The sequence below is a fragment of the Pantoea sp. BJFS-204 genome (assembly GCF_049310725.1).
Taxonomy (GTDB): domain Bacteria; phylum Pseudomonadota; class Gammaproteobacteria; order Enterobacterales; family Enterobacteriaceae; genus Pantoea; species Pantoea agglomerans.
This window is the reverse complement of the sequence record NZ_JBMOWE010000001.1, coordinates 151,425-175,072: the sequence shown is the minus strand read 5'-3', so window position 1 is coordinate 175,072 and position 23,648 is coordinate 151,425. Positions and strand designations below refer to the sequence as shown.

Genomic DNA, 23,648 nt, shown 5'->3' with positions numbered 1-23,648 from the left:
GATTTAGCTGGCACTAATCGATTAACCCCTGACTATCGTAAAATGGCCAGGGTCCCGAAAAGTGGCCAATCGCGCACTGATGCGTGACCATTCCCTGCATTGGCTGCCAGCAATGGAGCAAAAAGCCGGGCGGCTCCAGAATAAAGTGAGCCGGCCCCTCCGGGTGCAGATCCAGAGCCACCTGATGCGACACGCCGGGTGCGACACAGGCCAGGGTTCCGGCAAAGCGGGTCTGCAGGCTGCGATGCAGATGACCACAAAGCACCCGCTCAACCTGCGGATGGCGGGCAATGATCGCCTCAAGTGCCTCAGGATGGCGTAACCGTTGCCGATCCATATGCGCAATGCCACAGGCAAAAGGGGGATGATGCAGCATCACCAGCGTGGGCTGATCCGCGGCCTCGCGCAGTGCCTGATCCAGCCATTGCAACTGCTGCTCATCCACCTCCCCCCACGGCTGTTGCGGTACGCTGGAGTCCAGGGCCAGCAGCCTGACGCCGCCCACACTAAGCTGCCAGTTCAGGGTTGGTCCCGCCTGCAGGTAGGTGTGATCCGGGAAGGCAGCACGCAGTGCCTCGCGATCGTCGTGATTGCCCGCCATCAGATAAAAGGGCAACTGGAGGCGCTGCAGGGCTTCCCGCAGCGTCTGATACTCTTCCGGCCTGCCAAAATCGACCAGGTCGCCGGTAATCACCACCACATCGGGGCGCGGCTGCAGCGCGTTAAGGGTATCGATAACCTGCAGTAAAGCGGCATGGGTATCGACCTGTTTATAAGAGAGACGACCAAAAGCCTTGATATGCAGATCGCTGATTTGCGCGATGACTGTGGGTTGAACAGACACAACAGACTCCTTAGCAACTAAATTCCAGCGCGGCCTGGCGGGTCAGCGACCAGCTGATGCGCTGTCCCGCCTGCCAGATTTCGCGGGCATGACGCTCGACCTGAATGGGGTTATCCAGCCCGATATCGATCAGTAAGCGCTGCGAGGCGCCAAGAAACGTACTGCTCACCACCACACCGCGCTGGGCATAGCGGGTGTCGTCGGCCAGCAGCACATCTTCCGGGCGGCAAAAACGCAGGGGATGACCGTCGGGATCGTGCGCAATGCAGTTTATGGCGCCCACAAAATCCGCCACAAAGCGGGAGGCCGGGCGCTGATAAATTCCCTGCGGAGTATCCAACTGCACCAGACGGCCCTGCTCCATCACCGCGATGCGATCGCCCAGCGCCATCGCCTCCTGCTGATCGTGGGTGACGTAAACCGCAGTGATCGCCAGCCGCTTGAGCAGCGCGCCGATCTCCAGCCGCAGCCGATCGCGCAGCCTGGCGTCAAGCGCTGCCAGCGGCTCATCGAACAACAGGACTTTGGGCCGGGCGGCCAGCGCACGTGCCAGCGCCACCCGCTGCTTCTGCCCGCCGGACAATTTATCAATCGCCCGGTGGGACAGATGTGTCAGGTCAACCAGTGCCAGCATCTCCGCGACCCGCGCATCACGCTCGGCACGTGGCACGCCCTGCACCTTCAGACCATAGGCGACGTTCTGCGCCACGTTGAGCGTCGGGAACAGCGCGTAGTTCTGAAACACCATGCCAACGTTGCGTTTCTCAATGGGCAGCGCGGTGACGTTACGCTTGTTAAACCAGATCTCTCCCGGGGGATCGCTGCTATCCAGACCGCTGATAATACGCAGCAGCGTGGTTTTGCCACAGCCTGACGGCCCCAGCAATACCAGTGTTTCACCGGCGTGAACCTGCAGGTCGAGCGGATGCAGCGCGACCTGCTGATTAAAGCGACGCGAGCAGTGGCGCAGCGTCACGTTGACGGCCTCATTCATACGGTTTCCTCTCTCTGCTGCCGCGAAGATTGCCGTTCCAACCAGTGATTACAGGCGTTGAGCAACAGCAGAAGCGGTAAAATCATCATAATAAAGATCAGGGTATAGGCGGACCCGACTTCCAGCCGCATCGAGGTGTAGCTGTCGGCCAGACCGACCGGCAGGGTTTTGGTCAGTGGCGTGTGCAGCATCCAGGTAATGTTGAACTCCCCCACCGACAGGGTGATCACCATAAATGCGCCCGCCAGAATGCCGTTACGGCAGTTCGGGACGACCACGGTAAAGAAGCGGCGCCAGAAGCCCGCCCCCAGGCTGGCGGCGGCTTCTTCAAGGCGCGGCAGATCAATTGCCTGCATCACCGACAGCACCGGTCGGATCATAAAGGGCAAGGTAAAGAGCACATGGCCGATCAGGATGAAGAGCCAGCTGTCGCGCAACGCGCTGAACTGACCATAGAGCAGAATGATGCCCAGAGCGGTGGCGAGGCCCGGCAATGCGACTGGCAGCATCAGGCACTCCTCAATGCGGCTGGCCCAGCGAGACGGTGATTTCAGTAAGCCCCAGGCGGCCGGCACGCCAGCGATAACCGTTACCGCCAGACAACTCAGAGCGATCAGCAGCGACAGCCAGAAGGTGTCGGCATACATCTGCCACACCTGTTCCACCCACTTCAGTGTCAGGCCGCTGCGCAGGCCAGTGAAATAGTTCTGCGTGACGCCCGCCAGCATCGAGAGCACAACCGGCACAATCATAAACAGCGCGGTGAGGCTGGTGATCACCACCTGCAGCCAGAACAGCCCCCGGCGTTTCATGCCTTCTCCTTACGGCGGGCAGCCAGTCCGTTCGCCAGCATCAGCGCCAGCCAAGCCACCGCCCCCATCACCACCGAAAGCGCCGCCGCAGTGGCAAAGTTGGCGTAATTAGTGAACTCACCATAAATGGTCAGCGGCAGCACCGCGAGCTCTGTGCCAAGGGTAAATGCGGTGCCAAAGGCGCCCATGCTGGTGGCGAAACAGAGCGCACCGCAGGAGAGCAGCGCCGGTTTCAGCCCAGGAATGATGACGTCAATGATGATGCGCCACTGGCTGGCACCCAGCGAACGGGCGGCCTCTTCCAGCGAACGGTCCAGCTTTTCACTGGCCGCCACCAGCGTCACGATGGCGCGCGGCAGCGAAAAATAGAGATAGCCAATAAATAAACCGCTGAGCGAATAGGCAAGGACCCAGCGCTCATGAAACAGGCTGAGACTGAGTTGCGCCAGAACACCCTGACGCCCCGCCAGCATGACCATCAGAAATCCCACCACCACGCCCGGAAAGGCCAGCGGAAAGGTCAGCAGCGCCAGCAGCGTGCCTCGCCCGGTAAAGCGCTGCCGTGCCAGAAAGCAGCCCACCACCGCAGCAATCAGCAGCGTCACCAGTGTGACCGCTGCCGAGAGCAGCACGGTATTCAGCAGGCTTTGCAGATATTGCGGCTGGCTGATTACCGTCCAGTAGCCGCTGTGGTGAGTCGTGCGATCTTCCGTCATACCGATCTGCAACAGACGAGCAAACGGCAACAGCCAGAAGGCAGCAAAGAACAGCAGCGCAGGCAGCAGCATCCACGGCCAGTTTGCCCCCAGCGGCCGAAGGCGGTGGCGAACTGAGTCGCCAGCAGCAAACGGATTGATCTCTGAGAGTGACATCAGCGGATCTCGCTCAGGTAACGGGCGGAGAAGCTCTTCTGCGCATCGGCCATCTGCTGATAATCAACCGTGTGAGCGCGCGCATAGTCGCTGTCAGGCAGAAAATATTTCTTCGCTTCGGGTGACATCGCGCCCGCCCGGACCGGACGCAGCCAGGCATTAGCCCAGATCGCCTGACCGGCATCTGACAGCACGAAATCGATCACTTTCTTACCGTTGGCCGGATGCGGCGCATTTTTCACCAGGCTGATGACGTAAGGCACCGTGACCGTCCCCTCGCTGGGGATCACAAATTCCACATTGGCGTGATCTTTGTAGCGGGCGCGATAGGCGTTGAAGTCGTAGTCGATCAGAATCGGGATTTCGCCTGAAATCAGCCGGGCATAGGCGGTCTGCTTAGGCACAATCGGCTGGTTGCGTTGCAGCGCTTTGAACCAGTTGATAGCCGGGGTGAAGTCATGAAGACTGCCGCCTTTCGCCTGATTCACCGCGACGGCTGCAACGTAGCCGACAAAGGCGCTGGCCGGATCAAGATAACCCACCATGCCTTTATATTCCGGCTTCAGCAGATCGTCCCAGGAGCGCGGCACCGGCGCGCCACCCAGCGCATCAACATTGACCATAAAGCCCATGGTACCGGAGTGCAGCGCCACCCACTTGCCAGCAGGATCTTTCATGCCTGCCGGGATCTGATCCCAGTTTGCCGGTTTGTAAGCGCTGACCACGTCTGCACTGACTGCCTGAATGCCGAAGCTGACGCCGTAATAGACCACGTCGGCGACCGGATTGCTTTTCTCGGCAACCAGCTGCGCCAGCGCCTGACCCGAATTTTTATTATCCTGCGGCACATGAATACCCGTCGTTTTTTCGATCGCCTGGAGCTGTGTCGCCCAGTCGGCCCACTCTGGCGGGCAGTTGTAGCAGATAGCATTTTCAGCCGCCTGCGCCCACGATGAGGCAAGCGTGCATCCGGCCAGCAGCGCAGCGCTGGCGATAGGTTTGAAACTAACGGTGAGTGACATGATGTTCCCCTGAAAAAGAGCCATGAAATGCCGGGGCGACACTCTCCCCGAAACGTAAATGATGAGCCAGCAGATGGGTTTTACCGCCGACGGGATTCAGAAGCAGGTCAATAGCGCGCGCGCCCATTAGCGCAATCGGCTGCACCACGCTGGCCAGTGAAGGTGAAAGCTGTTCGCCCAGCTCAATGCCATCGAAGCCGACCACGGAGAGCTGATTCGGAACGCTGACGCCGGCACGCGCAGCGGCGCCCAGCAGGCTGATAGCCAGCAGATCGTTACTGCAAATCACCGCCGTCAGCGGCAAAGGTGCATTAATCAGCGGCAGCAACAGATGGAAATCGGACTGGATATGGCTGGGCATCTCAATCATCGCCTGCGGCGTCAGACCGGCCTGCTGCATGGCATCGCAGTAGCCAAGGTAGCGCAGACGGGCGCGGTCAGATTGCTGCATAGGACCGGCAGCCATCACGATGTGGCGGTGTCCCAGTGACACCAGATGGGCGGTCGCTTCGGCAATGGCTTTGCGGTTATCTACGCACAGCGCGGGCCATTCGTGCTGTTGCGGTACGTTGTGGGTCAGCACGAAGGGCATCTTCGCCGCTGCCAGTGTCGGCAGCAGCGCACTGCTGTCGGCATCTGCCACCGTCAGTACCAGACCGGCGACACGCTGGTGCAGCATAAGTTCGACAATGGCCGCTTCCCGCTCAGCCTGATAATCACTGGTTGCTACCAGCAGCCCATATCCCGCCAGACGAGCCTGCTGCTCCATCGCCTGTAACTGCATGGCAAAAACCGGATTGAGCAGTGAAGGCAACAGGACGCCAAGCGTGGTGGAGTGCTGGGTGCGGAGCTGACGGGCAATATGATTCGGACGGAAACCGATCTGTTCCGAGGCGGCAAGCACCTTTTGCAGCGTGCCCGGTTTTAGCAGATGAGGGTCAGAAAAGGCGCGCGCAGCGGTTGCGCGGGAGACCCCTGCCAGTCTGGCTACGCTGATTAAATCGGTCATGACTGCCTCGTGTATTGTCGATGAGATCGATCTCATTGCGACAACACTAGTGGCGTTCTATGACAGGGGCATCACAGCAATTTGACGGGCAGATGACAGCGGCAGTGACGCCGCTGTGGGGGAATTAAAGCATCAGGAAGGCGTAACCGCTGTTTTCCAGGGTCGCAACGGTGGTGCCGCTGGAGATAGTGTGAGTGACCATCGGGTCGATCCAGTTGCGCTCAAGCTGATGAAACGCCACTGACTGATCGCAGATAGTGACCTGAACGCCCGCTTTTTTCAGCTCGCTGATCAGCTTCAGGTTCGGGTTATCGACGCCGTAGGCTTTGCTGAACTGGTCATTATTCAGCGCTGATGAAACCGCGTCGCCGTTAATTGACACCACAAATTTCAGCTGGTCGAGTGGCACACCTGCCGCATAATAGAGGTTGGTGACGCGCGCTACGCGCTCCAGACCAAGATTCGGCTTACGAATATCCCCTTCACTGCGGTTGATCTGGAATACTATTTTATTACTCAGGCCCGCTGTCGTGCCGGGTTTAAATGCAGGCGTATCGACATAATGTATTTTGCCGTAGCCTTCAATCGCTGGCGTACTCCAGAAATCAGCAGGTTCGGATTTATTATCCGCCATTTTTCCGCTGACCTTATCGAATAATTCCGGCAACTGTAAAACATTGCCTCCGATAAATCCCGCTACGGCTGCCATCACCACTAAAGCTGCTGGACGCATTAACTCTTCTCCCGATCGTTTAAAACATCAATTACATTGCCAGCCACGCGTATCCCTGGTTTTGCAGGGTTGATACGGTGGTCGGACTGGAAAGTGCATGGACTACAGATTTATCAATCCAGTTATTAGGATAGTGATGGAATGCCACGGACTGATCGCAGACCGAGACTTTCACTCCCGCCTGATTCAGCTCATTAATCAGCTTCAGGTTTGGATTTTCGATGCCATAAAACTTTTTAAAATGGGCGTTATCCAGCATGGCGGGCGTCGCATCGCCGGTGACCGAAACGACAAACTTCAGCTGATCGGCCGGAATGCCGGAGGCGATATATAAATTCACCACGCGCGCCACACGCTCCAGTCCCAGATTGGGCGCGGTCATCGCGCCATCGCTTCGGGTAATCTGGAAAACAATTTTATTGCTCAGGCCCGCAACCGGTTTAAACGCGGCGTCGGGCTCATAATGAATTTTGCCGTAACCTTCAATCGCTGGTGTGCTCCAGAATCCCGGGGCTTCCTGTGGCTCGGTTGCAAAATGGCGTGTCACTTTGTCATAAATCTCGCCACTCTGTGTGACAGCCGCGCCAACGACTCCGCCAATAATGGCGATTAACGCGTATGAAACAACTGAACGCATAACACTTCTCTCCGGCAAATAATGTCTGGCAGATTCAGGACTGAATCAGGTCGGCTATCTATATCACAGCGCAGGCATAATTCTCGCCTGCGTAAATTCAGGTCAGCGCGCGGCTGATAACTGCTGAAATTATTCACCTTCCGTATTAATCGAAAAGTTTCATTATGAGGAAAAAAAGGTCTTAATCAGAATGGACCTGACTCTTTGTGCTCTTTTCACTTCCTGTGACATTAACAGCAATAAATAACAGCCAGGCGTAGCTGGAATAAGCAGGATAAAGGCGGGAGCTACGATTTAATTTATCAATGGCGAAGAGGAGATTCACGGCTCAGAGAGGGCTATTTTTTCAGAGTAGACCTGGAAAAACTCATGCCATAGTCAGTTTTTTTGAGTGAATTTACATAACTTTAAAAAAATCCGCTCACAGGCTAAATCTGCGCGGCAGCAGATTCTGCTTTATTCTGCCGAAGCGCATTGGGAATAAATGAATAAGGCATTACTTAACCGCTCACAAACCCGGCGATACTCCGCCGGTTTTTATTCGTTTAACCGCGGTTTAAGTTGGCAGGACGTTCAATTTTTTTCGTCAAAATGGGCGTTCTTGCACAAATTACGTTGGTCGTTTGCCAGAAAACGACATTTCATTCTTTTGATGCTCTGGTTAAGATAGTCACGAACCGTCGTTATCTGCGAAAAATGGAACATTCCCGCTGCGCACCTGTCCATTTTCAGGGCCTCTCTACAGGATTAAGGCATGTTGAACCGGTTAAAGAAAACGCTGATCGCCGCGCTCCTTCCGACGCTCATTTTCACTACTCTGTCACCTGCTTACGCCGATGTCAGTGATTCACTTCCCGATATTGGCACTACGGCCGGTTCGACGCTGTCGATTAATCAGGAACTGCAGATGGGCGACTTTTATGTGCGCCAGCTGCGTGCCAGTGCGCCGCTGATCAACGATCCGCTGCTTAATCAGTATATTAATCAGCTGGGTCAGCGACTGGTGTCGCACGCCGACTCAGTGAAAACCCCGTTCCACTTCTTTCTGATTCAGAACGATGAGCTTAACGCCTTTGCCTTTTTTGGTGGCAACGTGGTGCTGCACTCAGCGCTGTTCCGCTATACCGAAAATGAAAGCCAGCTGGCATCAGTAATGGCGCATGAGATCTCACACGTTACCCAGCGCCATCTGGCGCGCGCAATGGAAGATCAGAAGCGCAATGCGCCACTGACATGGGTCGGTGCGCTGGGCTCTATTCTGCTGGCGATGGCCAATCCGCAGGCGGGCATGGCAGCACTGACCGGCACTCTGGCGGGAACTCAGCAGGGGATTATCAGTTTTACCCAGGGTAATGAGCAGGAAGCCGACCGCATCGGAATTCAGGTACTGCAGCGCGCCGGGTTTGATCCTCAGGCGATGCCGAACTTTTTACAGAAGCTGGCCGATCAGAGCCGTTTCTCCTCGAAGCCTCCTGAAATTCTGCTGACGCATCCCCTGCCCGACAGCCGTCTGGCGGATGCCCGCAACCGCGCTAACCAGATGCGCCCGGTGGTGGTGCAATCTACAGAAGATTTCTATCTGGCAAAGGTGCGTTCACTGGGCATGTACTCCACCGGGCGTAATCAGCTCACCGACGAACTGCTGAGCCAGTATGCCAGCGGCAATTCTCGTGAGCAGCTGGCGTCACAATATGGCAAAGCCATACAGTTTTTGCAGGCGAAAAGCTTTGCCGATGCGAAGCGGATTATGACGCCGCTGCTGGCGAAACAGCCGAATAACGTCTGGTTCCTGGATCTTATGTCAGACATCGATATCGGCCTGAATCAGCCACAACAGGCGATCGCCCTGCTCAGCGCCGCCACCAGTGCAAAAAACAGCCCGGTGGTGCAGCTCAACCTGGCCAACGCCTACGTTGAAGCGAAACAGTATGCCAATGCCAGCCGCATTCTGAATCGCTACACCTGGGCTAATAAAGATGATCCCAACGGCTGGGATTTGCTGGCCCAGGCGTCTGCACAGCAGGGACTGAATGATGAAGAGTTATCGGCGCGGGCAGAGAGTCTGGCGCTGAATGGCCAGCTCGATCAGGCGATCACCGCGCTTGGCAGCGCCAGCGCACAGGTGCCGCTCGGCAGCCTGAAACAGGCGCGCTACGATGCCCGTATCGATCAGCTGCGCCAGTTACAACAGCGCTTTAAGCAATATCAGAAAGGCTGAGCATTCACGCTGCGAATAGAGGAGAGTCTGAGATGGTGACGATTTACCACAACCCGCGCTGCAGCAAGAGCCGCGAGACGCTGGCACTGCTGAACGCCCGCGGGATCGAGCCGGACGTGGTGCTCTATCTGCAAGCGCCGCCCGATCGCGAGACGCTGCAAATCCTGTTACAGAAACTGGGAATGCAGAGCGCACAGCAGTTGATGCGGACTAAAGAGGCGATCTATAGCGAACTGGCACTCAGCGACAAAAGCGAAAGTGCGCTGCTGGATGCGCTGGTGGAACATCCGGTGCTGATTGAAAGGCCGATAGTGATCAATGGCGACAAGGCGCGGATCGGGCGTCCGCCCGAAGCGGTGCTCGACCTGTTTTAAAGGCCGAGTGTCTCTTTCACAAACGGAATGGTGAGTTTACGCTGGGCGCTGATCGAGGCGCGATCAAGCCGATCCAGCGTATCAAACAGGGTGCGCATTTCACGATCCAGTCGCTTCAGCAGGAAGCGACCCACATCTTCCGGCAGCTCAAATCCGCGTAACCCGGCGCGCAGTTGCAGCGCCTGTAATTTGTCTTCGTCGGAGAGAGGCTGCAGGCGATAGATCTGCCCCCAGTCCAGCCGCGAGGCGAGATCGGGCAGTTGCAGATTAAGCTGGCGTGGCGGACGATCGCCGGTAATAAACAGGCGCGTATTGCCGGTTTCCAGAATACGGTTATAGAGATCGAAGATCGCCATTTCCCATTCAGGCTCGCCTGCAATGCACTCGATGTTATCGATGCAGACCAGTGACAGCTGCTCCATCCCTTCCAGTACTTCCGGTACAAACCAGGTGCGTTTATCCAGCGGAACGTAACCGACCGCTTCGCTGCGCGCTGACATCTCGGCGCACGCGGCGTGCAGCAAATGGCTCCGCCCTCCGCCTTCGCGTGACCAGAAGTAGAGATAGCTGCCATGTTGTTGGTTGAGAGCGCCTTTCAGCGCGGCAATCAGCGACGGGTTTTCCCCCGGCCAGAAGCTGGAGAAGGTTTCATCGTCAGGTAAATAGAGTGGCAATGACAATTGTGCCGGCGTGTTCAGAAGCACCTCAGCAAGAGAACAAGCAAAAAATCGGGGGAAGTCTAACACAGTTTTCAGAAAGAGATGAATGGGGCGTCCCTGCCCCGATCCTGTCAGGCTTGCTGCGATCACGGCTCGCGCGATTCTTCAGCCTCCAGCACCACTTCTTCCGGACGCAACAGCGAGATCACACGGAAGATCAGCGCTAATCCAACCCCTACGATTGTCGCCAGCGCCATGCCTTTCAGCTCCGCAGCACCGATATGCACCTTCGCACCGCTGACGCCGATGATCAGGATCACCGAGGTCAGGATCAGATTTTGCGCTTTGTTGTAATCGACTTTGGACTCGATCAACACCCGAATACCGGATGCGCCGATCACGCCATACAGCAGCAGCGACACGCCGCCCATTACCGGTACCGGGATCGCCTGGATCACCGCCGCCAGTTTGCCGACACAGGAGAGCAGGATCGCCAGAATCGCCGCGCCGCCAATCACCCAGGTACTGTAGACGCGGGTAATCGCCATCACCCCGATGTTTTCACCGTAGGTGGTGTTAGGCGTTGAACCAAAGAAGCCGGAGATGACCGTTGATAAGCCGTTGGCGAACATTGAACGATGCAGGCCAGGGTCGCGAATCAGATCTTTCTTTACGATGTTGGCGGTGACCACCAGATGACCGATATGCTCGGCAATCACCACCAGCGCCGCAGGCAGGATCGTCAGCATCGCCACCCACTCAAAGCGCGGGGTATAGAAAGTTGGCAGCGCAAACCAGGGTGCTTTGATCACGCCGCTCCAGTCAACAATGCCCATAAATGCAGAGAGCAGATAACCCGCTACCACCCCGACCAGAATCGGGATGATCGCCAGGAAGCCACGAAACAGCACGGAACCGAATACCGTCACTGCCAGCGTGACCAGCGAAATCAGCACGGTTGTACTGTCGGGCGCACTGCCTTCCGCGGGCAGCAAACCCGCCATATTAGCGGCTACCCCTGCCAGCTCCAGACCGATGACGGCGACAATCGCGCCCATCGCCGCCGGGGGAAACATCACATCGAGCCAGCCGGTGCCCGCGCGTTTGACAATCAGCGCCACCAGACAGAACAGCACGCCGCACAGGATAAATCCGCCCAGCGCGACCTCATACCCCAGCGGCAGCAATAGCAGTACTGGCGAGATAAAGGCAAAACTGGAACCGAGGTAAGCGGGAATTTTGCCTTTACAGATAAAGAGGTAGATCAGCGTGCCTACGCCGTTAAATAACAGCACCGTCGCCGGGTTGATGTGGAACAGAATCGGTACCAGTACCGTGGCACCAAACATGGCGAACAGGTGTTGCAGGCTGAGTGGAATGGTTTGCAGTAACGGCGGTCGTTCACTGACGCCAATGGCGCGACGAGTCATCATTTATCCCCTTGTGTTATTTATCCCCCAGGGCGCGCGCCTCTGGCACAGCAGCAGGCACGCCGGTGAGCCTCGCAGCCACACCGAACCCGTTCGGGGATCTTTTTTTTGCCAAAAAAAAGCCGACTCTCTGGTCGGCTATGCGATTTATTTGGTTCCGAAAATCTTGTCCCCGGCATCGCCGAGCCCGGGAATGATGTAACCCTTCTCATTCAGTCCCTGATCCACTGACGCGGTGTAAAGCTCAACGTCAGGATGCGCTTTCTCCAGCGCGGCAATCCCTTCTGGTGCGGCAACCAGTACCAGCACTTTAATGCTGGTGCAGCCCGCTTTCTTCAGCAGGTCGATGGTGGCGATCATGGAACCGCCAGTCGCCAGCATAGGATCGACAACCAGCGCCAGGCGCTCTTCGATGTTAGAGACCAGCTTCTGGAAATAGGGAACCGGCTCCAGTGTCTCTTCATCACGGTAAACACCCACCACGCTGATACGGGCGCTGGGAACGTGCTCCAGCACCCCTTCCATCATGCCCAGGCCGGCACGCAGAATCGGCACCACCGTGATTTTTTTGCCTTTGATCTGATCGATCTCTACCGGGCCATTCCAGCCCTCAATGGTTACGCGCTCTGTTTCCAGATCGGCGGTCGCTTCGTAGGTCAGCAGGCTGCCCACTTCAGACGCCAGCTCGCGAAAACGCTTTGTACTGATATCATGCTCACGCATCAAGCCCAGTTTATGTTTGACCAGCGGGTGTCTGACTTCCACGATCTTCATTGGTGTTCTCCCGGAATGAGTTGAGCTAAAAAAAATCGCGGGATTATACCGCCTTTTACGCTCCGCGCCACCTGCTCTTGCGCAAAGCCGCGGGTTTTACCGGGACAAATAGAGGATTAATGAAAATCGCCCGATGCGCAATCCCGGACTCGCAAACGTTTGCCTGCACTGATAGAATTGCCGCGCTTTATTTTAAACCACCAACCGCAACTCGCGTGGGGACCTCGCAGTGACCGACAAAACCTCTCTCAGTTACAAAGACGCCGGTGTTGATATTGATGCTGGTAACGCTCTGGTTGACCGTATTAAAGGCGTAGTGAAAAAGACGCGTCGCCCGGAAGTGATGGGTGGACTGGGCGGTTTTGGTGCGCTTTGCGCGCTGCCGCAGAAATACCGTGAACCGGTGCTGGTCTCCGGCACCGATGGCGTTGGCACCAAGCTGCGTCTGGCGATGGATCTCAAACGTCACGATGCCATTGGTGTTGACCTGGTGGCGATGTGTGTCAACGACCTGGTGGTACAGGGCGCCGAGCCCCTCTTCTTCCTCGACTACTACGCTACCGGCAAACTGGATGTGGATACCGCCTCTGCGGTGATCACCGGCATCGCCGAAGGTTGTCTGCAGTCGGGTTGTGCGCTGGTGGGCGGTGAAACCGCTGAGATGCCAGGCATGTATCACGGCGAAGATTACGATGTGGCCGGTTTCTGTGTTGGCGTGGTGGAAAAGTCAGAGATCATTGATGGCAGCAAGGTGCAGGATGGCGACGTACTGATTGCCCTCGGCTCCAGCGGCCCGCACTCCAACGGCTATTCGCTGGTGCGTAAGATTCTGGAAGTCAGCAATACCGATCCGCTGGCTGAACAGCTGGAAGGCAAACCGCTGGCCGATCATCTGCTGGAACCGACCCGCATCTACGTGAAAAATATCCTGAGCCTGATTGAGCAGGTCGATGTGCACGCTATCGCACACCTGACCGGCGGCGGCTTCTGGGAGAATATTCCGCGCGTGCTGCCCGACAACACTCAGGCCGTCATCGACGAGAAGAGCTGGCAGTGGCCGGCCGTCTTCAGCTGGTTACAGCAGGCGGGCAACGTCAGCCGTTTCGAGATGTACCGTACCTTTAACTGCGGCGTCGGCATGATCATCGCCCTGAGTCCGGCAGACGCGGACAACGCGATTGCGCTGATGCAGGCTGCGGGCGAGAAAGCCTGGAAGCTCGGCGTGATTAAAGCGTCTGATGCCGAAGAGCGTGTGGTCATCAACGGATGAAAAAGCTGGTTGTACTGATTTCCGGCAACGGAAGTAACCTTCAGTCCATCCTTGACGCCTGTGCAAGCGGGCGGATTCACGGCAGCGTGGCTGCCGTGTTCAGCAACCGCGCCGCCGCTTATGGCCTTACGCGGGCGCAGGAGGCAGGTATTCCTGCCCACTCGCTTGCCGCCAGCGACTTCACTGACCGCGAAGCCTTCGATCGCCAGCTCATCGCTGAAATCGAAGCCTACACTCCAGACCTGATTGTGCTGGCAGGATATATGCGCATTCTCAGCAGCGCGTTCGTGGCCCATTTTCACGATCGCCTGCTGAATATCCACCCTTCCCTGTTGCCGAAATATCCGGGTCTGCATACGCATCGTCAGGCGCTGGAAAATGGCGATAGCGAACATGGCACCTCCGTACATTTCGTCACTGACGAGCTGGATGGAGGTCCGGTGATCCTGCAGGCCAAAGTCCCGGTTTTTCCCGGCGACAGCGAAGCGGAGATTACGGAGCGGGTGCAGCATCAGGAGCATGCCATTTATCCGATGGTAATCGGCTGGTTTGTTGAGGGTCGTCTGGCGATGCGTGACGGCAAGGCCTGGCTGGATGGCGAACCGCTGCCGCCGCAGGGTTATGCTAACGACTGACCCGACAGGGGAAGCCGGGGCTTCCCCTGAAGTGCTGGCGGTCAGGGTAAAGGCTCAGGGAGCCTTTGAGCCGTCTGACATAACAACCTGCTCTGCTCCCGTTACTGACTTAACCGTAACGCCCCGTAATATAATCTTCGGTCCGTCGCTGTTTTGGCGCGGTAAAGATACGGTCAGTCTCATCAAACTCAACTAACGCGCCCTGATGCATAAACGCGGTGTAATCTGACACGCGAGAAGCCTGCTGCATGTTGTGCGTCACCAGCACCAGTGTGAAATGCTGCTTGAGCGTAGTCATCAGCTCTTCAATCACCAGCGTTGAGATGGGATCGAGCGCGGAGGTCGGCTCATCCAGCAGCAGAACTTCCGGTTCAATCGCAATGGCGCGGGCAATCACCAGCCGCTGCTGCTGTCCGGTCGAGAGCGTCAGCGCATTCTGTGACAGCTGATCTTTGACCTCACTCCACAGCGCCGCCGCGCGCAGCGCACGTTCACAGGCTTCGTTCAGCACCCGCCGATCGCGTACACCCTGTAAACGCAGCCCGTAGACCACATTTTCATAGATCGATTTTGGAAAAGGATTGGGGCGCTGAAACACCATGCCGACCCGACGACGCAGCGCCGAGAGATCCTGCTCAGGTCGCAGGATCGGCTGCGATCCCAGCAACACCTCACCCTCGACCCGGCAATGATCAATCACATCATTCATGCGATTAAAGCAGCGCAGCAGCGTCGATTTGCCACAGCCGGAGGGACCAATCAGCGCGGTAATCTTGTTTTTCGGCACCTGCAGCGAAATAGCCTGCAGCGCCTGGCGCTCGCCATACCACAGCGACAGCTGGTTAACGGTCAGCGCGATATCCGTGTCGGACGTCATAGTCATAGCCTGTTATTGAGTCATAAGGCGATAGCGTTCACGCAGACGGTGACGCAGGCCCATCGCCAGCAGATTAAGCGACAGAATAATCAGCACCAGCAGCAGCGCGGTGGCGAACACCAGCGGCCGGTCAGCTTCAATATTCGGACTCTGAAACGCCAGATCGTAAATCTGGAAGCCCATATGCATAAATTTGCGATCCAGATGCAGATAAGGAAACACCGCGTCGACGGGCAGTTCCGGCACCATTTTTACCACGCCAACCAGCATCAGCGGCGCGGTTTCACCAGCGGCACGCGCCACCGCCAGAATCAGGCCGGTCAGCATGGCAGGCACCGCCATCGGCAGCACCACGTTCCACAGGGTTTCCGCCTGAGTCGCGCCCAGCGCCAGCGATCCCTGCCGCAGGCTGTTGGGAATGCGGGATAGTCCCTCTTCGGTCGCCACAATCACCACCGGCAGCGTTAGTAACGCCAGAGTCAGCGACGCCCACAGCAAACCAGGTGTCCCGAAGGTGGGATTGGGCAGCGCGCTGGCGAAGAAGAGCTGGTCTATCGTGCCGCCCACCAGCCAGACAAAGAAGCCCAGACCAAATACGCCATAGACGATTGAAGGAACGCCTGCCAGATTGACCACCGCGATGCGCACCAGTCTGGTCAGCGCATTGCGTCCGGCATATTCATGCAGCCAGATGGCGGCGATGACACCCAGCGGCATCACGACCACCGACATCAGCAGCACCATCAGCACGGTGCCAAAGATCGCCGGGAACGCCCCGGATTCACTCTCGCCTTCAGCGGGTGAATCACTGACGAAACGCCACAGTTGATGCAGAAAATGCAGCGTTTTGCCGGTCAGCGTCATCGCGTTCGGCTTCCAGCTGTCAACGATTTCGGTCAGCGGGATCGCATGTTTGGTGCCATGTACATCCCGCAGGATTAACAGATCGCGCTGACTCTGCTGTTGCAGCGAAGCCAGTGTCTCGCTCAGCTGATTAAACCGGCGCTGCAAAGCGGCCTGATTGGCCTGATATTCTGACTCGGCCTGCAGATCAAAGCGCCCGGCAGCACGGTTTGTGGCCGCCTGCTCATCAAGCTGCTCACGCTGGCTGTTGAGGCGCGCCATATCGACCCGGCGAATCTGATTAGCCTGCCGCACCAGCATCTGCACCTGTCCGAGCCGCTGATGCAGCAGTGCATCGGGATCCTGCGCAGTCAGCTCTTCATTATCCTCACGCAGGCCGACAAACCAGCCGTATGCCTGACCGTGGCTGCGGCGCTGCAGCACCATGATGTCCGCTGGCTGGCTGACCTGCGCCGCCGTGCGACTGTAAACCACCCGGAAATCGGGTGCGTCCCAGTCACGGTTACCGGTTTTAATCAGATAACGATTAACCTGTCCGCCGCTGTTGCCCTGCTCATCTGCCGGGGCCGGAAAGCGCCGCTGATGTTCCAGGGTTTCACCCAGCAGCCGCGTCTCGCCCCCTTCAGGCTGGCTAAACGTGTAGAGATCGACGCGCTGCGGCCAGAAAGCGCGCACGCCCTGCCAGGCCAGTAACCCAATCAGCAGCGTAAAGGCCAGCAGGCAGACGGCTACGGCACCGGCGGTTAGCCAGCGCCAGCGATCGTTCTGTTGCATCGCTTTCATGCCTGCTCCTCGTGCTGGCTGTAGCGCTGGCGCAGCCGCTGACGGATCAGCTCGGCAACCGTGTTGATCACCAGCGTAAACAGCAGCAGCATCAGGGCGCTAAGAAACAGCACGCGATAATGAGCACTCCCCGCCGCCGCTTCCGGCATCTCAATGGCGATATTGGCGGACAGCGCGCGCAGGCCGCTGAACAGGCCACCTTCACTTTGCGGCGTGTTGCCGGTCGCCATCAGCAAAATCATGGTTTCTCCTACGGCACGCCCCAGACCAATCATCAGAGCGGCAAAAATACCGGCGGAAGCACCCGGCAGCACGACGCGGGTCAGGGTTTGCCACGGCGTCGCGCCCAGTGCCAGCGAGCCCTGCCCCAGTGCAGCCGGCACGCTGAACAGCGCATCCTCAGAGAGGGTAAAGATCAGCGGTACCAGCGCAAAGCCCATCGCCAGTGCGGCTACCAGCAGATTGCGCTGTTCGTAATGCGGCAGCCAGTCGCCCGCATCCGGTATCAACAGCGTGGGCAGCCACAGCGTCAGCAGCGTGACCAGCAGTAACAGCGGCAGCAGAATCAGCACTTCATGACCCGGCTGACGCCAGCGCGGCGGTAAACGCGCGCTGAATACGCCGCACAGCAGCAGCGTGCCCGCCAGCGTCAGCGGCAGCAGCAGCACACCCACCAGCGCCTGACCAATATGCGGCGCGAGCCAGATCCCGGCAATCAGCCCCACCACTACGCTTGGCAGCGCACCCATCATCTCAATGGCCGGTTTGACCCAGCGTCGCAGGCCTGGCGCCATAAACCAGGCGGTGTACATCGCCGCCGCCAGCGCCAGCGGTGTGGCAAACAGCAGCGCTAAACTCGCCGCTTTCAGCGTACCCATCACCATCGGCATCAGGCTGAACTTGGCCTGATAACTGTCACCCGCCGCGGTCGATTGCCAGATCCAGTCCGGTCCGGGGTAATTTTCATACCAGATTTTTTGCCAGAAATTGCGCCAGGTGACGTCCGGCCACGGATTATCAAGCCGCAGGGTCTGCCAGCTTCCCGCCCGTTCAATCAGCAGGCTGTCGCCACGTGGCGAAAACTGCGCCTGCACAATGCCAGGTTCCAGCTGACGCTGCAGTATCGGGCCATCCTGCTTGCTGGCAAACAGCCGCAGCATCCCCTGTTTACTGAGCGTCGCAAACACGCGGCGTTGTGATTCCGTCACCAGAATGGTCTCACCGTCGCTGTTGGCAAAAGTACGAATGCGCTGCAGGCGCGGCCCCTGTTCGCTGGCGATAGCAAACCACTGCGTGACGCCGCTGCCATCCTGGATCAGCAGGCTTGTGCCGCCCACCAGCAGATGCAGACTTTTTGGCCGCTGCGGCAGGGCGTGCGTTTCGCGCAATAGTGCACGGTCATCGTCAAGTTGCCAGACCCGCAGCAGATTGCCTTCGGTGGTGTAGAGCAGATCGCCGGACGGCGAGAGCGCCAGCAGATCCAGCTGGCGTTGCGGCAGCGGGATAACCGAGGCCTGGCGATCGGTGCCGAGCGTCAGCACCCGGAGTCCGGCCTCAGTGAGTGCGGCTATACGCCACTGACCCGCATGGCGCGTCGCCAGCGCCATCTTCGTCACTGCGCCATCGGGCAGATGAAACGGTTTGTCTCCCAGCGGAAAACGCCACTGCTGGTCGGCGGTTGGCTGAATCAGAGTCAGCGCACCCTGCATATTCAGCAGTAACGTCTGCTCATCGGCACTCCGCACTATCTCCCCGGGCGGCGGGGTCAGGGCCAGTGCCGGTTCCGCAGGCTGACCATCCAGCGGAATAAAACGCGCCGCACCGCGCTCGCTGATGCGCCAGCCGACCTTCCCCTGATTGCCAATCGCTAAGGCTGGCGCACGATCCCAGAGTTGCTGGCTGGCCGCAATCTGCAGGCCCGGCGCATTAAACAGCGGTAATACCACGCCAATCAGCCAGCAGAAGAGCAGCAGCATCAATAGCAGGATCGCCACGCCACAGCAGGTGACCAGTCGCCGTGTCAGACGGTCAACGGCACGACGCTTACGATCGCTGAATTGGACAGGAATGTGGTTTGCGCTCATGCGGTTCCGCTAGCAGGCCAAAATAAGCCGCTATGTTGCCCGTAGCCGATTGATAAGACAACTCCTGGCGTTGGACAACGCTGCCATACTCTCGCCATAATGTTGGTGGATACTGGATCTTCAGTCCTGCAACCGCTAAATGGAGTGAGAATGGGTCAGGTAAAGCTTTATATTGAAAAAGAATTAAGCTGGTTATCCTTTAATGAACGGGTTTTGCAGGAAGCAGCAGACAAAAGCAATCCACTGATTGAGCGGATGCGCTTTCTGGGTATCTACTCCAATAATCTCGACGAATTCTATAAAGTGCGTTTCGCAGACCTCAAACGCCGCATTCTGATTGGTGAAGAGCAGGGTTCCGCCAGTACGCCACGCCATCTGTTTAAGAAAATTCAGCAGCGGGTAATGAAGTCCGATCAGGAGTTTGATGCGTTATATAACGATCTGCTGCTGGAGATGGCACGTAACCAGATCTTCCTGATCAACGAACGTCAGCTCTCATCCAATCAGCAGGCGTGGCTGCGCCACTACTTCAAGCACGAGCTGCGTCAGCATATCTCGCCGATTCTGATCACCCATGAAACGGATCTGACCGAATTCCTTAAAGATGACTACACCTATCTGGCGGTAGAGATCATTCGCGGTGACAATATTCAGTATGCGCTGCTGGAAATTCCGTCCGACAAAGTCCCGCGTTTCATCAATTTACCGGCTGAGCCACCGCGCCGCCGTAAGCCAATGATCCTGCTGGATAACATTCTGCGCTACTGCCTGGATGACATTTTTAAAGGTTTCTACGACTACGACGCGCTCAACGCCTATTCAATGAAAATGACGCGTGACGCCGAGTACGACCTGGTCACGGAGATGGAGTCGAGCCTGCTGGAGCTGATGTCCTCCAGCCTGAAGCAGCGACTGACGGCGGAACCGGTGCGTTTCGTCTACCAGCGCGATATGCCAGACACGATGGTGTCGCTGCTGTGCCACAAGCTTTCCATCTCAAACCTGGACTCCATCCTGCCAGGCGGCCGCTACCACAACTTCAAAGACTTTATCGGATTCCCTAACGTCGGCAAAAATAACCTGGTGAACCGCCCGCTGCCGCAGATTCGCCACATCGGCTTTGATGGCTTCCGCAACGGCTTTGATGCGATTCGCAATCGCGACGTGCTGCTCTACTACCCGTACCACACCTTTGAGCATGTGCTGGAGCTGCTGCGTCAGGCGTCGTTCGACCCCAGCGTGCTGGCGATAAAAATCAACATCTACCGCGTTGCTAAACACTCCCGCATCATGGATGCGATGATCCATGCCGCCTACAACGGTAAAAAAGTCACGGTGGTGGTGGAGCTGCAGGCGCGCTTTGATGAAGAAGCCAATATTTACTGGGCGAAACGCCTGACTGAAGCGGGCGTGCATGTCATTTTCTCCGCACCAGGCCTGAAGATCCACGCCAAGCTGTTCCTGATCTCACGCCGCGAAGGCGAAGAGATTGTGCGCTACGCGCATATCGGTACCGGCAACTTTAACGAGAAAACCGCGCGTCTCTATACGGATTACTCGTTGCTGACCGCGGATGCGCGCATCACCAATGAAGTGCGTCGGGTATTCAACTTTATTGAGAATCCCTACCGGCCCGTGACGTTCGATCATCTGATGGTCTCGCCGCAGAACTCGCGCCGGATGCTGTATGAGCTAATCGACACCGAAATTGCTAATGCGCAGCAGAATAAGCCCTGCGGCATTACTCTGAAAATCAACAATCTGGTGGACAAAGGTCTGGTTGATCGGCTTTATACAGCCTCCAGCGTAGGGGTGAAGGTTAATCTTCTGGTGCGCGGAATGTGCTCATTAATCCCTGACTTGCCCGGGATCAGTGAAAATATTCGTGTCATCAGTATTGTTGACCGTTATCTGGAACACGATCGCGTCTATATTTTTGAGAATGGCGGCGATAAGAAGGTGTTCCTCTCCTCCGCTGACTGGATGACACGTAACATTGATTACCGTATCGAAGTTGCAGTGGCGATACTCGATCCCCACATCCGGCAGCGCATACTCGACATTATTGCTATTCAGTTGAGTGATACGGTGAAAGCCCGCATCGTCGATAAAGAGTTGAGTAACCATTACGTCCAGCGCGGCAATCGTCGTAAAGTGCGATCGCAGCTGGCCATTTATGATTACATCAAGAAACTGGAACAACCTGAATAAATCCTATGCCAATTTCTCATAAAAGTACGCCAAAACCCCAGGAGTTTGCGGCGATTGACCTGGGCTCGAACAGTTTCCATATGGTGATTGCGCGGGTTGTCGATGGTGCGATGCAGGTACTGGGCCGCCTTAAACAGCGCGTCCATCTGGCTGACGGGCTGGATGCCCGGCACAACCTCAGCGAGGAAGCGATGGAGCGAGGGTTAGCCTGCCTGGCCCTGTTCGCCGAGCGCCTGCAGGGGTTCAGTCCGAGCAACGTGACGATTGTCGGTACCCACACGCTGCGCGAGGCGGTCAACGCCGAAACCTTCCTGCAACGTGCGGCCGAGGTGATCCCCTATCCGATCGAGGTGATTTCGGGCCATGAAGAGGCTCGCCTGATCTTTATGGGCGTTGAACATACCCAGCCGGAGAAAGGCCGCAAGCTGGTGATCGATATCGGCGGCGGATCAACCGAGCTGGTCATTGGCGAGGATTTTGAACCGCAACTGGTTGAGAGCCGACGCATGGGTTGTGTCAGTTTCGCCCAGCTCTATTTCCCGAAAGGTGAAATCAGCCGTGAAAACTTCCGTCGCGCCCGTTTAGCGGCCGCGCAGAAGCTGGAAACGCTGGCGTGGCAATATCGTCTGCATGGCTGGCAATATGCGCTGGGCGCGTCCGGCACCATCAAAGCCGCCTGCGAAGTGCTGCTGGCGATGGATGAAAAAGAGAAGCTGATTACGCCTGAGCGCCTCGAAAAGCTCTATGACGAGGTGATGAAACACAAATCCTTTGCTGCACTCAGCCTGCCGGGTCTGTCGGAAGAGCGTAAAGGCGTGTTTGTACCCGGGCTGGCGATTCTTTGCGGCGTATTTGATGCGCTGGCCATTCGCGAATTGCGCCTCTCCGACGGTGCGCTGCGTGAAGGCGTGCTCTATGAGATGGAGGGCCGTTTCCGCCATCAGGATATTCGCAGCCGTACGGCACAGAGTCTGGCGAACCATTACGCTATCGACAGCGACCAGGCACGACGCGTGCTCGACACTACCGAGCAGCTTTATCTGCAGTGGCGCGAGCAGAATCAGAAACTGGCGAATCCACAACTGGCCGCACTGCTGAAATGGGCGGCGATGCTGCACGAAGTGGGCCTGACCATTAATCACAGCGGCCTGCAACGCCATTCAGCCTATATTCTGCAAAACACCAACCTGCCGGGCTTCAATCAGGATCAGCAGATGCTGCTGGCGGCGCTGGTCAGATTCCATCGTAAAGCGATAAAGCTTGATGAGCTGCCGCGCGTGACGCTGTTCAAGAAAAAGCAGTTTGTACCGCTGATCTTCCTGCTTCGCCTGGGTACCCTGCTGAATAATCAGCGACAGGCCACCACGCGTCCGGAGGCGTTAACCCTGAAATGCGATGATGGCCACTGGACGCTGACCTTCCCGGCGGGCTATTTCACGCAGAACAACCTGGTTCAGCTCGATCTTGAACGGGAGCAGGTTTACTGGAATGACGTCACGGGATGGAAACTGATCCTCGAAGAAGAAGTCTGACAACACGGGTGCCTGGCGCCCGTTTAACTGAAATGATGAATATGACACAACCAACCGCACCCCTTTCAGGCGAAAACTATTTTGCCGAAACCTATGGTTTAACGCCGCCCCACTCCGAAGTGGTTGCGGCGCTGCCCCAGCTCAACGTCGGCAAGGCGCTTGACCTTGGCTGTGGCGTGGGACGCAATACGCTGTTTCTGAATCAGCACGGTTTTGACGTCACGGCGTGGGATCATAATCCGCAAAGCCTGGCGCGCCTGCAGGAGATTATTGCGCAGGAAAATCTCAGCGGCATTCATACCGAGCAGCGCGACCTGAACAACACGCGCTTTAATGGCGGCTTTAACTTTGTGCTGTCGACCGTGGTGATGATGTTCCTGCAGCCGCAGACTATTCCGCAGCTGATTGCCGACATGCAGGCCTGCACGGTCAGAGACGGTTTTAACCTGATCGTGGCGGCGATGAACACGGACGATATGCCCTGCCCGGCTGATTTCTCCTTTGCGTTTAAATCAGGTGAGCTCAGCCACTACTACCGCAACTGGCACATCGTGAAGTACAACGAGCACCCTGGTCAACTGCATCGCACAGATGAAAATGGCAACCGCATCACCTGTCGGTTTGCGACGCTGCTGGCGCAAAAAGCGAGTTACTGATCTTTATCTGCTGTTTTTTTCAACAGCGATTGATTTCATCAGGCGACTGTGACTAAATATTGCAGTCGCCCCAGATGGGGTCATTACAGGAACCACCCCGCGTGAACAGCGCTATTTCTCCCCGAAGACGTCAAAAAACCGGCACCATGACCCGCATTGTGCTGCTGATTAGTTTTATCATTCTTTTTAGTCGCCTGATTTTTATCCTGCCTGCTGCCTTCGAGCATCATCAGCAACAGAAAGCTATTCCTGAACCGGTTGCCATAACATCAGGCGATACGCGATAGCGAATAACCAATAACGACATTTCGCCTGAAACGCACCTGAAACTTAAACGTTATCCAGATAACTGGACTCT

At 57.0% G+C, this 23,648-nt stretch carries 22 protein-coding genes; 8 read left to right on the top strand and 14 right to left on the bottom strand.

Features of this window, described 5'->3' with window-relative positions:
• Positions 1-13 precede the first annotated feature (13 nt).
• The 8 genes from ACO6VX_RS00790 to ACO6VX_RS00755 form a co-directional block, all read right to left on the bottom strand.
• On the bottom strand, positions 14-844 hold the full coding sequence (locus ACO6VX_RS00790) for a phosphodiesterase (protein ID WP_060680718.1): 831 nt from the start codon (positions 842-844) through the stop codon (positions 14-16).
• A gap of 10 nt (positions 845-854) precedes the next feature.
• Entirely contained in the window at positions 855-1,838 is a 984-nt protein-coding gene (locus ACO6VX_RS00785) for an ABC transporter ATP-binding protein (RefSeq protein WP_163850736.1), read from the bottom strand.
• A complete protein-coding gene (locus ACO6VX_RS00780) occupies positions 1,835-2,650 on the bottom strand; it encodes an ABC transporter permease (RefSeq protein WP_022624145.1) in 816 nt (271 codons plus the stop codon). Before ACO6VX_RS00780 ends, ACO6VX_RS00785 begins: the two co-directional genes overlap by 4 nt.
• Positions 2,647-3,522 carry an ABC transporter permease gene (locus ACO6VX_RS00775; RefSeq protein ID WP_050482729.1) on the bottom strand — a complete coding sequence of 292 codons (876 nt, stop codon included), beginning with the start codon at positions 3,520-3,522 and terminating at the stop codon, positions 2,647-2,649. The genes ACO6VX_RS00780 and ACO6VX_RS00775 overlap by 4 nt, the downstream gene beginning before the upstream one ends.
• Positions 3,522-4,544, bottom strand: coding sequence for an ABC transporter substrate-binding protein (locus ACO6VX_RS00770; protein WP_422457427.1), 1,023 nt, complete (start codon positions 4,542-4,544; stop codon positions 3,522-3,524). The genes ACO6VX_RS00775 and ACO6VX_RS00770 overlap by 1 nt, the downstream gene beginning before the upstream one ends.
• Positions 4,528-5,553, bottom strand: a complete 1,026-nt coding sequence (locus ACO6VX_RS00765; RefSeq protein WP_422457425.1) for a LacI family DNA-binding transcriptional regulator — start codon at positions 5,551-5,553, stop codon at positions 4,528-4,530. The genes ACO6VX_RS00770 and ACO6VX_RS00765 overlap by 17 nt, the downstream gene beginning before the upstream one ends.
• 124 nt (positions 5,554-5,677) lie before the next feature.
• Positions 5,678-6,286 carry a DsrE family protein gene (locus ACO6VX_RS00760; RefSeq protein WP_010671341.1) on the bottom strand — a complete coding sequence of 203 codons (609 nt, stop codon included), beginning with the start codon at positions 6,284-6,286 and terminating at the stop codon, positions 5,678-5,680.
• Positions 6,287-6,317: 31 nt separating this feature from the next.
• Positions 6,318-6,923 carry a DsrE family protein gene (locus ACO6VX_RS00755; protein ID WP_010671340.1) on the bottom strand — a complete coding sequence of 202 codons (606 nt, stop codon included), beginning with the start codon at positions 6,921-6,923 and terminating at the stop codon, positions 6,318-6,320.
• A 754-nt stretch (positions 6,924-7,677) separates the two neighbouring features.
• Between ACO6VX_RS00755 and ACO6VX_RS00750 the strand changes: the two genes are divergently transcribed.
• On the top strand, positions 7,678-9,141 hold the full coding sequence (locus ACO6VX_RS00750) for a tetratricopeptide repeat protein (RefSeq protein ID WP_010260049.1): 1,464 nt from the start codon (positions 7,678-7,680) through the stop codon (positions 9,139-9,141).
• A gap of 32 nt (positions 9,142-9,173) precedes the next feature.
• Positions 9,174-9,515: an arsenate reductase (glutaredoxin) gene (gene arsC, locus ACO6VX_RS00745; RefSeq protein WP_033778680.1), complete on the top strand. Its 342-nt coding sequence runs from the start codon at positions 9,174-9,176 to the stop codon at positions 9,513-9,515.
• Here the strand turns inward: arsC and hda are convergent.
• The 3 genes from hda to upp all read right to left on the bottom strand — a co-directional run bounded on the left by hda (position 9,512) and on the right by upp (position 12,378).
• Entirely contained in the window at positions 9,512-10,213 is a 702-nt protein-coding gene (gene hda, locus ACO6VX_RS00740) for a DnaA inactivator Hda (protein WP_195719715.1), read from the bottom strand. The two genes, arsC and hda, sit on opposite strands and share 4 nt — an antisense overlap.
• 107 nt (positions 10,214-10,320) lie before the next feature.
• Positions 10,321-11,604, bottom strand: coding sequence for a uracil permease (gene uraA / locus ACO6VX_RS00735; RefSeq protein WP_010260058.1), 1,284 nt, complete (start codon positions 11,602-11,604; stop codon positions 10,321-10,323).
• A 147-nt stretch (positions 11,605-11,751) separates the two neighbouring features.
• Complete coding sequence (gene upp, locus ACO6VX_RS00730; protein ID WP_009088774.1) at positions 11,752-12,378, bottom strand: uracil phosphoribosyltransferase; 627 nt, start codon at positions 12,376-12,378, stop codon at positions 11,752-11,754.
• Positions 12,379-12,607: 229 nt separating this feature from the next.
• Between upp and purM the strand changes: the two genes are divergently transcribed.
• Positions 12,608-13,648, top strand: a complete 1,041-nt coding sequence (purM, locus tag ACO6VX_RS00725) for a phosphoribosylformylglycinamidine cyclo-ligase (protein ID WP_010671337.1) — start codon at positions 12,608-12,610, stop codon at positions 13,646-13,648.
• A complete protein-coding gene (gene purN / locus ACO6VX_RS00720; RefSeq protein WP_010260066.1) occupies positions 13,645-14,283 on the top strand; it encodes a phosphoribosylglycinamide formyltransferase in 639 nt (212 codons plus the stop codon). Before purM ends, purN begins: the two co-directional genes overlap by 4 nt.
• A gap of 109 nt (positions 14,284-14,392) precedes the next feature.
• Here purN and pstB read toward each other — a convergent pair whose 3' ends face one another.
• Genes pstB through ACO6VX_RS00705 form a run of 3 tightly spaced genes read right to left on the bottom strand, consistent with a single transcriptional unit; the run spans position 14,393 to position 18,891 of the window.
• Positions 14,393-15,160: a phosphate ABC transporter ATP-binding protein PstB gene (gene pstB / locus ACO6VX_RS00715; RefSeq protein ID WP_010260068.1), complete on the bottom strand. Its 768-nt coding sequence runs from the start codon at positions 15,158-15,160 to the stop codon at positions 14,393-14,395.
• Positions 15,161-15,172: 12 nt separating this feature from the next.
• Entirely contained in the window at positions 15,173-16,807 is a 1,635-nt protein-coding gene (pstA, locus tag ACO6VX_RS00710; protein ID WP_422457423.1) for a phosphate ABC transporter permease PstA, read from the bottom strand.
• On the bottom strand, positions 16,804-18,891 hold the full coding sequence (locus ACO6VX_RS00705; protein WP_124890199.1) for an ABC transporter permease subunit: 2,088 nt from the start codon (positions 18,889-18,891) through the stop codon (positions 16,804-16,806). Before ACO6VX_RS00705 ends, pstA begins: the two co-directional genes overlap by 4 nt.
• Positions 18,892-19,041: 150 nt before the next feature.
• Between ACO6VX_RS00705 and ppk1 the strand changes: the two genes are divergently transcribed.
• The 4 genes from ppk1 (at position 19,042) to ACO6VX_RS00685 (ending at position 23,577) form a co-directional block, all read left to right on the top strand.
• A complete protein-coding gene (gene ppk1, locus ACO6VX_RS00700) occupies positions 19,042-21,102 on the top strand; it encodes a polyphosphate kinase 1 (RefSeq protein WP_010260075.1) in 2,061 nt (686 codons plus the stop codon).
• 5 nt (positions 21,103-21,107) lie between these two features.
• Positions 21,108-22,634: an exopolyphosphatase gene (ppx, locus tag ACO6VX_RS00695; RefSeq protein WP_010260078.1), complete on the top strand. Its 1,527-nt coding sequence runs from the start codon at positions 21,108-21,110 to the stop codon at positions 22,632-22,634.
• Between the two features lie 41 nt (positions 22,635-22,675).
• Entirely contained in the window at positions 22,676-23,290 is a 615-nt protein-coding gene (gene tehB / locus ACO6VX_RS00690; protein ID WP_010671332.1) for a tellurite resistance methyltransferase TehB, read from the top strand.
• A gap of 101 nt (positions 23,291-23,391) precedes the next feature.
• A complete protein-coding gene (locus ACO6VX_RS00685; RefSeq protein WP_010671331.1) occupies positions 23,392-23,577 on the top strand; it encodes a YfgG family protein in 186 nt (61 codons plus the stop codon).
• Positions 23,578-23,648: the final 71 nt, after the last annotated feature.